Raw genomic sequence first — 15,518 nt, forward strand, 5'->3', positions numbered from 1 at the left:
GCTGCCATGCGTCGATCCACAACGGATGCTCCGCCGGTCCGATCGAGCAGGCCTTCAGAAAACCCGTCAACTGATGGACATCGCGTGGCACGGTCCGGCCCCGCACGATGCGGTGCGCAGTGCTGTGCGGAAGACAGCCCGTACCCGCCTGCTTCTCCATCTCACGCATCGACGGCCGGCCGGCCAGCTCGTACAAGGTACGCAGCCCGGCTTTGAACGAGCCGATGCCATCGATCGCCAGGGGATTCGGTGCACCTCGTGGCGGGCCGCCGGAGCCGCGGACACAGGCCAGCCGCCACAGTTCCACGGCCCTGTTCTCCGACGCACCGCAAGCCCGCGCGTACATCTCCACGCTCTGCTTCGTGGGGATCGACCGGCCCGATGCAGCCCGTTGAAGGGTTGTCGCATGGCATGCGGAACGTGCAGCCAGATCCGCATACGAGTATCCGCGAGCCGATCGTTGGTCGCGCAACCATTGGGCCAACGCGACCAGCGCCTTGTTCGACGAGGCGATCGGCCTCTCCGTACGTCCCACCAGCAATGCTCAGGCTGTGGTGAACACTTGCAGGACGCGGGCGAGTACGCGGCCGGGCGTCCGGCTTCCTCCCCGTACGGTCATCAGCGTGCCGGCAGCCACCACGCCGGCGCCGCTCAGTACGGACAGGACCGACGGCAGTCCCATGCCAGCAGTGGACAGCCCACACGCCAGCACGGCGATGACCACGATGACGACGGCATCGGCGGTGGTGAGCTGGTTGCGGCGGGGCTCACCGTGCACCACACAGAGGGCCGGAACGGACGGATGCGACATGGTCGTGTCTCCTGATATCGAGAGGCCCCCACGCGTCACGGCGCGAGAGCGATTGCGGGCTCCAAGTCCTGCTGTCCGAAGGGCGTTTGCCGACGCCGGTCGGACCTGCATCGTGCCATTGGGCCGACCGTTCGAGGGATACCCTTCAAGTCGGTTGATGCATGGGCGTCCACGCCGGTGCTTTCCGTTGACGCAGCAGTTCCGCAAGTTCTCGCAGACTTGACCAGCAGATTTGCGTCATGAACCGGAATCGCCGCCGAGTGGGCGGCGTTTAGATGCGGGGATCATCCCAATATCCTGGGCGCGAGTTCATCAATCATTCAGGGCCGGGCGGCACGCTTGCCCAGCGCAGATACACCCTCCTGACCGTTGCGGGCTCCACCGACGACAATCAGGAACCCCGGCGCGATCACGTTGCCGCGTGAGACCGTCTCCGGCCGGCGCCCTCAGCTGAGGGCGCCGACCGTGAAATCCGCTGTGATCACCTTCTACTCGCTCACCGAGCGGCGCGCGGCGCGCGTCACGGTGCTCGTTTCCGGGGCGCTGATTGCGGCAGGTGCCGCCGCCTCGGTGGCGCGGATCGCCGTCGAAGCCGTATCCGCAACGCCTCGGCGCAGCCTGTGGCCGCCCAGGGGACGGCGTCGGGCTTGACGCTCGTCTGATGCTCCGAGCCTTGAAAGTCTGCCCGCAGAGACGAGGAAGCCCACCTGACTTGCAGCTTCTCGCGCGTCAGGGCGTGGTGCATGCTTCCCATGACCCATCACGTGGAGTGCGTGGCGATTCTGGAGCCGGTCGCGAAGGCGGCCCGACCTGCTGTCTTGCGGGTGGGCTGGATGCGCGGTGTGGGCGTTTCGGGCGATGTCCTGACGCTGAGACGACGCTCGTGACGCTCATTCGGCGCTCGTTCTGACGGGGCGCCATATGTGTTGCGTCGCCCTTCAGCCAGTCCGCTGGAAGAGCGCGAAGCCATGATCCCGGGCGTGCTCAAGCGTGCCGCCGGGCGTGAACATCCTTGAGTCCCGAGATCGCCAACTGCTGCCCGAACCAGTAGACAGACGCTGCTGCTGAAAGGGAACGAAGCCACATCCCACCGAGCGGCAGATCGACGAGCTCATGGCCATCGTGCGGGTCGGCGGCCGACTGCTGGGCATCGAGGACAAGTGCAACCCGCAGACCATCGAGCGGGCCAACCAGGTCCTCGCCGACGCCGCCGCGCACCGCCGGCCCGCCTCCGACGAGGGCACCGACTGGCACGCAACATGCTGGACCGGATGATCTTTCCCGGTGCCGGCGCCATCGGAGCGCCCATGGTGCGGATGCCGGAGCGCGACGCGGGCTGCGGGTTCTCTCCCTCCCACGTGGCGGTGGCCCGCTCGACTGCCGCACGCGGCTCTTGGTCTGGGCCCGGTCGGGGCACTATGGCCACCGAGCCCTGGCCCGCCACCGAGAACCCGCGTATCGCTGAGGGCATCACCTCGCCGGGTATCGGCGGCACTTCGGGACACCGCGTCGGGACGCCCGTACTCGACGTGCTGGTCATGGAGGCGCCGCTCCCGCTGAACGGGAACACCGTCGTCCAGCACCGGGTCGTCGTCGGGCAGAGCGCGCCGGACGGCCGACGTGAAGTCACCCTCTACTCACGGTCTACTCACCCTCCGACGGCAGTGCGGAGGATGAGGGCCGCGAAGTGACCTGCCACGCCCGCGGAACCCTGCCCGGCGGAGACGTACGCCGTGCGGTTGCGAGGTTCGCTCCGGACGGTGGAGGGCGGCTCCGGTGGAGACGGCCTTGAGGTGGCGACCGACGACGAACTCCTTGCGGCACTCGACAATGAACTCGGTAGGTAGGCATGGACAACGAGCAGAAACTTCGCGACTACCTCAAGCGGGCGACGGTCGATCTGCGGGCGAGCCGTCAGCGGGTGCAGGAGCTTGAGGAGCGCGCTCATGAACCGATCGCGATCGTGGGCATGGCGTGCCGGCTCCCGGGTGGCGTTGCTTCCCCGGCTGACCTGTGGGAGTCGCTGGGTGCCGGACGGGACGCGGTCGGTCCGTTTCCGGAGGGCCGTGGCTGGGACCTGGAAGGTCTGTATGACCCGGACCCCGGGCACCTGGGGACTTCGTACTGCCGCGAGGGCGGATTCCTGTACGAGGCGGACCGGTTCGATGCCGAGTTCTTCGGCATCAGCCCCCGTGAGGCTGCTGCGATGGACCCTCAGCAGCGGCTGCTCCTTGAGTCGGCCTGGGAGGCCTTCGAGCACGCGGGTATCGACCCGACCGCGCTGCGGGGGACTCGTACGGGGGTGTACGCGGGTGTCATGTATGACGACTACGGGTCGCGGACCCCGAAGGAGCCCGAGGACTTCGAGGGCTACCTGCTGACCGGCAGCGCCGGCAGCATCGCGTCGGGCCGGTTGTCCTACACCTTCGGTTTCGAGGGGCCGGCGGTGACGGTTGATACGGCGTGTTCGTCGTCGTTGGTCGCGCTGCACCTCGCCGCGCAGTCGCTGCGTCATGGGGAGTGCTCGATGGCGCTCGCCGGCGGTGTGACGGTGATGGCGACGCCGGGTACGTTCGTGGAGTTCTCCCGGCAGCGCGGGCTGGCGCCGGACGGGCGCTGTAAGGCGTTCTCCGCTTCGGCGGACGGTACGGGCTGGGCCGAGGGTGTCGGTCTGCTGGTGCTTGAGCGGTTGTCGGACGCGCGGCGCGGCGGGCACCGGGTGCTGGCGGTGCTGCGTGGCTCCGCGGTGAACCAGGACGGTGCGAGCAGTCAGCTGACCGCGCCGAACGGGCCGTCGCAGGAGCGGGTCATCCGGGCTGCGCTGGCCGACGCGCGGCTGTCGGCGTCCGAGGTGGATGTGGTGGAGGCGCACGGTACGGGCACCAAGTTGGGGGATCCGATCGAGGCGCGGGCTCTGGTGTCCGCGTACGGGAAGGGTCGCGAGGAGCCGTTGTGGCTGGGCTCGCTGAAGTCGAATATCGGTCACACGCAGGCTGCGGCGGGTGTCGCGGGTGTCATCAAGATGGTTATGGCGATGCGTAACGGGGTCATGCCCGCGACGCTGCACGTGGACGAGCCGACCCCGGAGGCCGACTGGTCGGCGGGCACGGTGCGGCTGCTGACGCGAGCTCAGCAGTGGCCGGAGCTCAACCGTCCGCGGCGGGCGGGTGTGTCGTCGTTCGGGATCAGCGGGACCAACGCGCACGTCATCCTCGAAGAGCCCTCGGCGCTTCCGGAGCAGCCGGAGCCGGCGGGCACCGCCGGCACGGACACCGCTGCCGAAGCGGCCGCCGGGGCCCCGCGGGCTCCCGGCGCCCCTGTCCGCGAGCTGCCCGCCGCGCCCGTCCTGGTCTCCGCCCGCAGCGACGCCGCCCTGCGCGCCCAGGCCGACCGCCTGCGCGCCCACTTGATCGCCGAGCCCGGTCTCACCGTGACCGACGTCGCCTTCTCGCAGGCCACCACTCGCGCCCACCTGGAGCACCGAGCCGCCGTCGTCGCCACCGACCGGAGCGCGCTGCTGGCCGGCCTGGCCGCGCTGTCCGCGGCCGAGCCCGCCGCCCACGTCTTCCAGGGCCGCCCCGGTGGAGACGGGACCGTGTTCGTCTTCCCGGGTCAGGGTGCCCAGTGGGAGCGGATGGCCGTCGAACTCCTCGACTCCGCGCCCGTGTTCGCCGAGGAGATCGCCGCCTGCGGCGAGGCCCTCGCACGCTACGTGGACTGGGACCTTGAGGACGTCCTGCGCGGCGCACCCGGCGCGCCGACCCTGAAGCGCGTCGACGTCGTCCAGCCCGCGCTGTTCTCCGTGATGGTGTCCCTGGCGAAACTGTGGCGTTCCCACGGCGTCGAGCCCTCCGCCGTCGTCGGCCACTCCCAGGGCGAGATCGCCGCCGCCTACGTGGCGGGCGGCCTCAGCCTCGACGACGCCGCCCGTGTGGTCGCCCTGCGCAGCCGTCTCGTACGCGAACACCTCACCGGGCAGGGCGGGATGATGTCGGTTCTGCTGCCCCTGGATCGCGTCGAGAAGTATCTGGAGCGGTTCGACGGCCGGATCTCGGTAGCCGCCGTCAACAGCCCCGGTGCCGTCGTGGTCGCGGGTGAGCCCGCCGTACTCGACGAGCTCCAGTCGGTCTGCGAGCTGGACGGGGCCCGTGCCCGCCGCATCCCCGTGGACTACGCCAGCCACTCCGTGCAGGTCGAGAGCGTCCAGGAGGAGCTGCTGCGGCTCCTGGCCCCGATCACCCCGCGCAGCGGCACAATCCCCTTCTACTCCACCGCCCGCGGCGAGTTCCTCAACACCACAGAGCTCGACGCTGCGTACTGGTACGGCAACCTCCGCGGCCGGGTCGGCTTCGAACCCGCTGTCCGAGCCCTCGTCGGCAACGGCGCGAACCTCTTCGTCGAGCTCTCCCCGCACCCCGTCCTCACCATGGCCGTCGACGAGACCGTCCACGACCTCGACGCCACCGACCACGTCCGGTCCGTCGGCTCGCTGCGTCGCGGCGAGGGCGGCCCGGCCCGCTTCGCCACGTCCCTCGCCGAGGCCCACGTCGGCGGGGCCTCCATCGACTGGCACACCCTCTTCGCCGGTACGGGCGCGGAGCGTGTCCAGCTCCCCACCTACGCTTTCCAGCGCGAGCAGCACTGGGTGACCCCCAGCACCGGCACTGGCGACATCACCGCCACCGGACCCGGCTCCCTCGGCCATCCGCTGCTGTCCGCCACCGTCCAGGTCGGCGACCGTGACGAGTGGATCTTCACCGGTCGTCTCGCTCGTACCTCGCAGCCCTGGACCGAGGACCACGCCATCCTCGGTACGGTCCTGCTGCCCGGCGCTGCCCTGGTGGAGGCCGCCCTCACCACGGGCCGCCATGCGGGTACGCCCGTACTCGACGATCTCGTGCTGGAGGCGCCGCTCGTCCTCGACGAGGACTCCGCCCGGCAGCTCCAGATCACCGTGGGGCGCCTCGGCGAGGACGGCCGCCGTGAACTCGTCGTCTACTCGCGCCCCGAGACCTCCGATGAGGACGGGGACCGCCCGGCCACCCGTCACGCCCATGGCTGGCTCACCGCCGACGCCGAACCGGCACCCGCGTTCCCGGCCGCATGGCCGCCCACCGGAGCCCGGCCCGTCGCCGTGGACACCCTCTACGCCCGCCTCGCCGAGGCCGGTTACGACTACGGTCCGCTCTTCCAGGGCGTCCGCGCCGCCTGGAGGGTGGGCGACGACATCTGCACCGAGATCTCGCTGCCGCAGGACGCGCGCACCGAGGGCTTCACCTTCCACCCCGCCCTCTTGGACTCCGCCCTGCACGGCGGCCTCCTCGACAAGGAGCCCGGCGCCACCGCCGATCTGCCGTTCTCCTGGTCCGGCGTCCGTGCTGGCCCCGCTGCCGGCGGCACGCGGGCCCGGGTGCGGATCGGCCCCGCCGGGGACTCCGCACTGCGCATCGCCCTCGCCGACGAGGACGGTGTCCCGCTGCTGACCGTGGAGACCATGGCCGTCAGGCCCGTGGACCTGGCCCAGCTGGAGTCCGCCCGGCGCGGGGGCCGGAACTCCCTCTACCAACTCGACTGGCTGCCTGTACCGGCCGCCGCCGGGACTCCGGCCGCCGACCTGGCCGGTGTCGCCGTCCTCGGCGAGCTCGCCGCCGCCCCCGCGGAGTGGGACCGCCACCCCGACCTGACGGCCCTGGAGAAGGCCCTTGCCGAGGGCGCCCCGGTACCCGGGACGGTCCTCGCCGCCCTGGACGCCGAGCCGGTGGCCGACGAGGCGAGGACCGCGGAGTCGGTGCACGCGAGCGCCGCCCGCGCCCTCGTTCTGCTCCAGCAGTGGCTGGCGACGGAGGCCTTCGCCGACTCCCGGCTGGTCGTGGTCACCCGGAACGCCGTCGCCGCAGGCGGCAGGGCGCCCGAGCCGGCGCAGGCCCCCGTGTGGGGGCTGGTGCGCAGCGCGCAGTCCGAGCACTCGGGACGGTTCGGCCTCATAGACCTCGACTCCGACGGCGACCGGGCCGCCGGGAGCGAGGAGAACACCCTCGACTGGGCGGCGCTGGCCTCCCTGGACGAGCCGCAGATCGCGGTCCGGGCGGGCGAACTCCTCGTACCCCAGCTGGGCCGTGCAGAGCTCTCCGCCCTCGCCGGGGACACCTGGCGGCTGGGCGTGACGCGCAAAGGCTCGCTGGAGGGCCTGGCGCTGATGTCCTCGGACGCCGACCGGCCGCTCGGTGTCAACGAGGTGCGGGTCGGGGTCCGGGCCGCGGGCCTGAACTTCCGCGATGTACTGGTCGCCCTGGGCATGTACCCGGGTGAGGCCGCGCTCGGCAGCGAAGCCGCCGGCGTGGTCCTCGAAGTCGGCTCGGCCGTCACCGACCTGGCCCCCGGGGACCGGATCATGGGCCTGATTCCGGACTCCTTCGGACCCCGCGCGATCACCGAACGTCCCATGATCGTCCCCATGCCCGACGGGTTCACCTTCGCCCAAGCCGCAGCCGTACCCATCGTCTACCTGGCTGCCTACTACGGCCTCGTCGACCTGGCCGACCTGCGTGCTGGTGAGCGGCTGCTGGTCCACGCGGCCGCCGGTGACGTCGGCATGGCGGCCGTGCAGATCGCCCACCACCTCGGCGCCGAAGTCTTCGCCACCGCCTCCACACCGAAGTGGGACGCCGTGCGCGCCCTCGGTGTGACCGATGACCACATCGCCGACTCGGGTGACCTCGCCTTCCGCGAACACATCATCACCACGACGGACGGCAGCGGTGTGGACGTCGTACTCGACGCACTCGCAGGCGAGGTCGTCGATTCCACCCTCGACCTGCTGCCCCGCGGCGGCCGCTTCATCGAAGTGGGCAAGGCCGACATCCGGGACCCCGAGGTCATCGCCGAGCAGCAGCCCTCAGTCCGCTATCGCTCCTGCGACCTGTTCGAAGCGGGACCCGACCGCATCCAGGAAATGCTCCGCGAGATCGTCGCCCTCTTCGAACAGGGCGCCCTCGCCCACACGCCTGTCCGCACCTGGGACGTGCGCCGCGGACAAGACGCCTTCCGCCACCTCCACGAAGGCCGCAACACCGGAAAGATCGTCCTCACCGTCCCCACCCCCTTCGACCCCAACGGCACCGTCCTCATCACCGGCGGCACCGGCGGCCTCGGCGCCCTCTTCGCCAAGCACTACGCGAAGGCGTACGGAGCCAAGCACCTCCTGCTGCTCAGCCGCCGCGGCATGAACGCCCCTGGAGTCGCTGAACTCGCCGCGGAGCTCGCCGAACTCGGCGCCCAGGCCGACATCGTCGCCTGCGACGTCACCGACCGGGCCCAACTCGCCAAGGTAATAGGTGCGTTGGAGTATCCCCTGACCGCCGTAGTCCACGCCGCGGGCGTGCTCAGCGATGGGCTGGTGGAGGGACTCACCCCCGAACGGCTCGACCGTGTGATGCGGCCCAAGGTGGACGCGGCCCTGCACCTGCATGAGCTGACGGCCGGTCTGGAACTGTCCTCCTTCCTCCTGTTCTCCTCCGTGGCCGCCCTCATCGGCAGTCCCGGCCAGGGCAACTACGCCGCGGCCAACGCCACCCTCGACGCCCTCGCCGCCCACCGCCGAGCCCTCGGCCTGCCCGCCACCTCGCTCGCCTGGGGCCTGTGGGCCGACGCCACCGGCATGACCGGCGAGCTCGACGCCGCCGAACTGGCCCGCGTGGAGCGCATGGGATTCGGCGGCATCTCCAACGAACTCGGCCTTGAACTCTTCGACCAGGCCCAGAAGTCGGACGCCGCACTCGTGGTGCCCGTACGTTTCGAGCAGGCCGCGTTGCGCGCCCAGGCCCGGGCCGGCCTGCTGCCCGGACTGCTGCGCGGGCTCGCCAAGGTGCCCGCCCGCCGCTCCGACTCCGGCGCGGGCTCGCTTGCCCAGACCCTGGCCGCGGTACCGCAGGAGGAATGGGAGCGCGTCGTACTGGCCCTCGTACGCGGCCACGTCGCGGCCGTGCTCGGACACTCCTCACCCGAGGCCATCGAGCCCGAACGTGCCTTCAAGAGCCTCGGGTTCGACTCCCTTGCCGGTGTCGAACTGCGCAACCGCCTCACCCAGGCCACCGGGCTGCGGCTGCCCACCACCCTGGTGTTCGACCACCCGAACCCGACCGCCGTCACCCGCTACCTGGTCCCCCTGGCCACCGAAGGCGCCACCACCGGAAACCAGTCCTCCGAAGAGGACCGGATCCGCGAGGCCCTCGCCGCCATCCCGCTTGGCCGTCTGCGCTCCGCGGGCCTGCTCGACGCCCTCCTCGAACTCGCCGTCGGCGGCCCGGAGGAGACCGGGCAGAGCGCCGAGGTCTCCGAGTCCATCGACGAGATGGACGTCGAGGCCCTCATCCGCATGACCACGGTGGGCGCGGCGTGAGCGCCACGCCCATCACGGCCCGGGCGTCAGCCGCAGCACGACCGTACAAGGAGCGTTAGCACCCATGGCAGACCAGAACGACCTCATCGTGGCGCTCCGCAACTCCTTGAAGGAGACCGAGCGCCTCCGTCTCCAGAACCGGCGGCTCCTCGGCCAGTCCACGGAACCGCTGGCGATCGTGGGCATGAGCTGCCGCTACCCGGGCGGGGTCTCCTCGCCCGAGGAGCTGTGGCAGCTGGTCGCGGAAGGCCGCGACGCCATCACCCCGCTGCCGGACGACCGCGGCTGGGACCTGGCGAACCTGTACGACCCCGACCCCGAGCAGCGCGGCAAGGTGTACGCCACCGGCGGCGGCTTCGTCGACGGCGTCGGTGACTTCGACGCGGACTTCTTCGGGATCAGTCCTCGTGAGGCCCTCGCCATCGACCCGCAGCAGCGCCTCACCCTTGAGGCAGCCTGGGAAGCCCTGGAGGACGCGGGTATGGACCCCACCTCCCTGCGCGGTTCGAACACCGGTGTGTTCTGCGGCGCCCTGGCCTCCGACTACGGCGGCCGGATGCCGTCCGATCTGGAGGGGTTCCGCCTCACGGGCGGCGCTGCCAGCGTCCTTTCGGGCCGGGTGTCGTACACCCTGGGCCTGGAGGGCCCGGCCGTGTCCGTGGACACAGCCTGCTCCTCCTCGCTCGTCGCCCTGCACCTGGCGGCGCAGTCCCTGCGCTCGGGTGAGTGCTCCCTGGCCCTCGCCGGCGGCGTCACGGTCATGTCCGGCCCGTTCCTGCTCACCGAGTTCAGCCGCCAGCGCGGCCTCGCCGCCGACGGGCGCTGCAAATCGTACGCGGCCGGAGCGGACGGTACGGGCTTCTCGGACGGCCTGGGTCTGCTGGTCCTGGAGCGCCTCTCGGACGCCCGCCGCAACGGCCGCCGCATCCTCGGTGTCATCCGGGGCAGCGCCGTCAATCAGGACGGTGCCTCCAACGGCCTCACCGCTCCCAACGGTCCCTCGCAGGAACGCGTCATCCGCCAGGCTCTCGCCAACGCCGGGCTCGAAGCCAAGGACGTCGACCTCGTCGACGGTCACGGAACGGGCACCCGGCTCGGTGACCCGATCGAGGCGCAGGCGCTGCTGGCCACCTACGGACAGGGCCGCGAGCACGGCCCGCTGCGGCTGGGCTCCGTCAAGTCCAACATCGGCCACACCTCCGCCGCCGCCGGCGTCGCCGGCGTGATCAAGATGGTCATGGCGATGCGGAACGACACCATGCCCGCGACCCTCCACGTGGATGCCCCGTCCCGGCAGGTGGACTGGTCGGCGGGTGAGGTGCGCCTGCTGGCCGAGGCCGAGCCCTGGCCGGCCGCCGAGAGTCGTCCGCGCCGCGCGGGCGTCTCCTCCTTCGGCATCAGCGGCACGAACGCACACCTGATCCTTGAGGAGCCCCCGGCCCGCCCGCCAGCAGAGACCACGGGGACCACCGGGACCGGGCAGAGCCCGCCCGTCCTGCCGGTGATTGTGACCGGCCACGACGTGCCGGCGTTGCGTGCTCAGGCGGAACGCCTTCGGGGGCACCTGGCGGCCCGGCCCGAGTCCGGCCTGTTGGACACCGCGTACTCCGCCGCGACCACCCGAGCTCAACTGGAGCACCGTGGTGTGGTCGTTGCCGGTGGTAGGGAGGAATTGCTCGCGGGGCTCGCGGCGCTGGCTGCCGGGGAGTCCGGAGCCGGTGTGCTTCGGGGGCGGCCGGTAAGTGGCAAGACCGCCTTCCTGTTCACTGGGCAGGGTGCGCAGCGCGCCGGAATGGGTCTGGAACTCGCTGCCGCCTACCCGGTGTTCGACGCCGCGCTCGACGGGGTGTGCCGGGAGCTTGATCCGCTCCTGGGCCGTTCGCTGCGCGAGCTGCTCGCCGCGGAGGATTCGACGCTGGATGCCACCGAATACACCCAGGCCGCGCTCTTCGCCATCGAGGTTGCTCTGTTCCGGCTCGTGGAATCCTTCGGGATCCGGGCGGACTACCTGATGGGGCATTCGGTCGGTGAGATTGCTGCCGCGCATGTCGCGGGTGTTCTCTCCCTCGCGGATGCGTGTGTGCTGGTTGCCGCGCGTGGCCGTCTGATGGGCGCACTGCCTGCCGGTGGTGGTATGGCCGCTGTGCAAGCCGAAGAGTCCGAAGTTGTCGAGGCTCTGGCCGGGTGTGAGGGCCGTCTGGAGATCGCCGCGGTCAACGGACCCAATTCGGTAGTCGTTTCCGGTGATCTCGATGTTCTGGACCGGTGGCTTCCGCGCTGGGAGGATCTCGGCCGTAAGACCACCCGCCTGCGGGTCGGTCATGCTTTTCATTCTCCGCGTATGGAACCGATGCTCACCGAGTTCCGTAAGGTCGCCGAAGGGCTGGCCTTCAGTCGGCCGCGCATTGCGGTTGTCTCGAATGTCACGGGTGAGGTCGTCACCGACGCGCTGACCGACCCCGGGTACTGGGTCCAGCACATCCGCAGCGCCGTCCGCTACCACGACGGCGTACGCACCCTCCAGCGCGAGGGCGTCACCCGCTATCTGGAACTGGGCCCCGACGGCATCCTCACGGCGCTCACGCGTCAGTGTCTCGATGGCGAAGACAGTCTTGTTCTCGCCCCCGCGCTGCGCGCACGCCACTCCGAGGCCAGTGCCTTCGCCACCTTCCTCGGTCACGCCCACACCGCCGGTGTCCCCATCGACTGGAACGCCTACTACGTCGGCACCGGCGCCCGCCCCATTGACCTTCCCACCTATGCCTTCCAACACGAGCACTACTGGCTCTCGCCCGGCTCCGGCAGTGGCACGGGCGACGTCACGGGCGCCGGGCTCGGGCAGGTGGATCACCCGGTGCTCGCTGCCTGTGCGCAGATCGGTGACCGGGACGAGTGGCTCTTCACCGGCCGTGTCTCCAGCGAGACGCTGCCCTGGGTGGAAGACCACGTCGTCCTCGGGTCCGTCGTCGTCCCCGGCACCGCGCTGGTGGAGCTGGCGCTTGCCGCGGGACATCGCGTCGGGACGCCCGTACTCGACGAGCTGGTCATGGAGGCGCCGCTCCTGCTGGACGGGAACACCGGCGTTCAGCTCCAGGTCGTCGTCGGGCAGAGTGCGCCGGACGGCCGACGTGAAGTCACCCTCTTCTCACGTTCCGATGACAGTGCGGAGGACGAGGGCGGCGAAGTGACCTGCCACGCCCGCGGAACCCTGTCCGCCGCGACGGAGCAGCCGGTGGTCTGGGCGGCGCAGTGGCCGCCCGCCGGGGCCGAGCCCTTCACGGCCGAGGCACTGTATGACCGCCTCGCCGGTATCGGATTCGACTACGGACCGGTCTTCCAGGGCGTGCAGGCCGCCTGGCGTGCCGAGGACGCGGTGTACGCCGAGGTTGCCCTGCCCGCGGGGTATGCCGAGGTCGCGGGCGGATTCGGCATACACCCCGCTCTCTTCGACGCCTCTCTGCACAGCGGTCTGGACTGGCTGCTCCAGGGCGACGGACCCTCGGTTGGACTGCCGTTCTCGTGGGCGGGCATCCGGCTCGGCGAGACCGGCCGGGCCCGGGACCGGGTGCGGGTACGGATCAGCCCGGCCGGTGAGAACGCGCTCCGTGTCGACGTCGCGGGAGAGCAGGGCGAGCCCGTCGTCAGCGTGGCAGAACTCGCCTTCCGTCCAGCGGGCCGGGAACAGTTGGAGGCGGCCCAGGCCGGTCGTCAGAACTCTCTGTTCCGGATCGACTGGACGGCCGTACCCGCCTCCCGTGAGGTGGCGAGGACCGAAGTCGCCGTGCTGGGGGAGGAGTACGGGGATCTGGCCGCGCTCGGCACCGCGGTGGCGACGAGAGAGCTGGTGCCGGAGTTGGTGGTCACGGTGGTGGAGTCCACCGGTGCCACGGTCCGGGAGGTCACCCAGCGGACCCTCGCTCTGCTTCAGCAGTGGCTGGCGATGGAGGTTTTCGCCGACTCCCGGCTGGTCGTGGTCACCCGGAATGCCGTCACGACGGCCGAAGGCGAGGTCCCCGAGCTGGCACAGGCGCCGGTCTGGGGACTGGTCCGCAGCGCCCAGTCCGAACACCCTGACCGCTTCCTCCTTATCGACACCGAGGGCGGCACCGACACCACCACCCTCGACTGGGCCGCTCTCGCCGGCCTCGACGAACCCCAGCTCGCCGTCCGTGCCGGAGGACCCCTGGCCCCCGGCCTCGCCCGCGCTGACACGGCCGCGGTCACCCCACGCCCCACCCTGGATCCGGAGGGCACGGTCCTGATCACCGGTGGCACGGATGGTCTGGGCGCGCTGTTCGCCAAGCACTACGCGAAGGCGTACGGGGCCAAGCATCTGCTGCTGCTGAGCCGCCGCGGCACCACCGCGCCCGGGGTCACGGAACTCGTCGCGGAGCTCGCCGAACTCGGCGCCCAGGCCGACGCCGCCGCCTGCGACGTCACCGACCGCGCTCAACTCGCGTCCCTCATCGGCTCGCTGACACGCCCGCTCACCGCCGTCGTCCACGCCGCCGGGATCCTCGACGATGCCACCATCGAAACCCTCACCCCCGAACAGCTGGAACGAGTCTTCGCCCCGAAGGTGGACGCGGCCCTGCACCTGCATGAGCTGACGGCCGGTCTGGAACTCTCCTCCTTCGTCCTGTTCTCCTCCGTGGCCGCCCTCATCGGCAGTCCCGGCCAGGGCAACTACGCCGCGGCGACCGCCACCCTCGACGCCCTGGCCGCCCACCGCCACGCCCTCGGCCTGCCCGCCACCTCCCTCGCCTGGGGCCGGTGGGCCGACGCCACCGGCATGACCGGTGAGCCAGATGCCGCCGAACTGACCCGCATGGGCATCACCGCCCTCCCCACCGAACTCGGGCTCCGCCTCTTCGACCGGGCGCGGCGGATGGGGGCCGCCCTGCTGGCACCCGTTCTGTTCGACCGGTCGGTCCTGCGCGACCAGGCCCGCTCCGGACTGCTCCCCACCCTGCTGCGCGGACTCGTACGGATGCCCGCACGCCGCACCCAGGCCGCCGACGGCTCCCTCACCCAGCGCCTCGCCGACGTCGCGGAGGCGGACCGTTCGCATCTCGTCCTGGAGCTGGTCCGGACCCAGGCCGCCGCCGCACTCGGCCACACCTCAGCAGCCACGGTCGACCCCGGCCGGGCCTTCAAGGACCTGGGCCTCGACTCGCTCGGCGCCGTCGAACTCCGCACCCGCCTCACCCAGGCCAGCGGCATACGACTCCCCGCCACCCTCGTCTTCGACCACCCGACCCCCCAGGCAGTGGCCGAGTTCCTCCTCACCGAGGCCGACGACACCATCACTACCGCGGGCACCTCCGACGAGGTCCCGGTGTCCCTGGCGGCGGCCGGGCCGAGTGGTTCGGAAAGCCGGTCCGGCCTGGGCACCCTGGGTACCCTGATGTGCCGCGCACACACCTCGGGTTCGATCCAGCACACGGTGCCACTGCTGATCGAAGCCTCGCGCTTCCAGAGCTCGTTCGCCTCTGCGGCGGAGCTCGGGGACGCTCGTGGATACGTCGTCCAACTCGCAGCCCGCCAGGCCGTGGACAGCGCCGATGACGCGGACGGGAAACGGCTGAAGATCGTCTGCGTTCCGTCCTTCGTGGTCGGCTCGGGCCCGCACCAATTCATGCGGTTCGCGGCCCACTTCGAGGATCGGCGCGACGTTTACGTCTGCACCCTGCCCGGATTCCGCGGCGGAGAGCCCGTACCGGCCAGCTGGGAAGCGGCCACCGAGGTCCTTGAGCAGGCCATCCGGCAGGCGGTGGGCGAGGACCCCTTCGTCCTCGTCGGACATTCCGCCGGCGGAGTGGTCGCCCGCTCCCTCGCGGCCCGGTTCGAGGCCTCCGGGGACTCCCCGGTGCCCGTCGTGATGATCGATACCGCTACCCCGGACGGCGAGGAGGAGACCAACCGGGTCTTCTCGATGGTGATGACGGAAATCCTGGGCCGTGAGGACAAGGCCATCGTCGTCGACGACGCCAACTGGCTCTCCATGGGCACGTACCTGAGGCTCCTCGCAGAGCGCCCGACTGCCCGCATCACGTCCCGCAGCCTCCTCATCCGTGCCGGTGAACTCTTGGGTGACAGCGGCCGGCCCTGGCCGGCCTGGGAGATCGCGGACGATGAAGTAGAAGTCGCTGCCGACCATTTCACCCTGATCGAGTCGGCCGCCGCGGACACGGCAGACGTGACGGAAAAATGGATCAAGGCATGAGCCCGCACCGCACTACGGGCCGGCCAACTCCGGCCTGCTCTCAATTGCTTCGGCGAGTTCCGCCGCCTCCCGAAAAAACCAAA

The 15,518-nt window shown here is 70.9% G+C and carries 6 protein-coding genes and 1 pseudogene; 5 read left to right on the plus strand and 2 right to left on the minus strand.

Annotation, left to right across the window (positions count from 1 at the left end):
- Positions 1 to 319: 319 nt before the first annotated feature.
- Positions 320 to 535 (minus strand): annotated as a pseudogene (locus ACFVQ0_RS28135) (multiprotein-bridging factor 1 family protein); the annotation flags it as partial.
- A 9-nt stretch (positions 536 to 544) separates the two neighbouring features.
- A complete protein-coding gene (locus ACFVQ0_RS28140; RefSeq protein ID WP_390091985.1) occupies positions 545 to 811 on the minus strand; it encodes a hypothetical protein in 267 nt (88 codons plus the stop codon).
- A 477-nt stretch (positions 812 to 1,288) separates the two neighbouring features.
- On the opposite strand from ACFVQ0_RS28140, the gene ACFVQ0_RS28145 reads away from it, so the two are divergent.
- The 5 genes from ACFVQ0_RS28145 (at position 1,289) to ACFVQ0_RS28165 (ending at position 15,435) form a co-directional block, all read left to right on the plus strand.
- The gene (locus tag ACFVQ0_RS28145) at positions 1,289 to 1,462 is read left to right on the plus strand and encodes a hypothetical protein (RefSeq protein WP_390091986.1); all 174 of its coding nucleotides are present in this window, start codon (positions 1,289 to 1,291) and stop codon (positions 1,460 to 1,462) included.
- A 462-nt stretch (positions 1,463 to 1,924) separates the two neighbouring features.
- Positions 1,925 to 2,086, plus strand: a complete 162-nt coding sequence (locus ACFVQ0_RS28150) for a hypothetical protein (RefSeq protein ID WP_390091987.1) — start codon at positions 1,925 to 1,927, stop codon at positions 2,084 to 2,086.
- A 143-nt stretch (positions 2,087 to 2,229) separates the two neighbouring features.
- The gene (locus ACFVQ0_RS28155; RefSeq protein WP_390091988.1) at positions 2,230 to 2,502 is read left to right on the plus strand and encodes a hypothetical protein; all 273 of its coding nucleotides are present in this window, start codon (positions 2,230 to 2,232) and stop codon (positions 2,500 to 2,502) included.
- Positions 2,503 to 2,660: 158 nt separating this feature from the next.
- Positions 2,661 to 9,209: an SDR family NAD(P)-dependent oxidoreductase gene (locus tag ACFVQ0_RS28160; protein ID WP_390091989.1), complete on the plus strand. Its 6,549-nt coding sequence runs from the start codon at positions 2,661 to 2,663 to the stop codon at positions 9,207 to 9,209.
- Positions 9,210 to 9,273: 64 nt separating this feature from the next.
- Positions 9,274 to 15,435, plus strand: coding sequence for a type I polyketide synthase (locus ACFVQ0_RS28165; RefSeq protein ID WP_390091990.1), 6,162 nt, complete (start codon positions 9,274 to 9,276; stop codon positions 15,433 to 15,435).
- Positions 15,436 to 15,518 lie beyond the last annotated feature (83 nt).

Source organism: Streptomyces sp. NPDC057900, assembly GCF_042887885.1.
Taxonomy (GTDB): domain Bacteria; phylum Actinomycetota; class Actinomycetes; order Streptomycetales; family Streptomycetaceae; genus Streptomyces.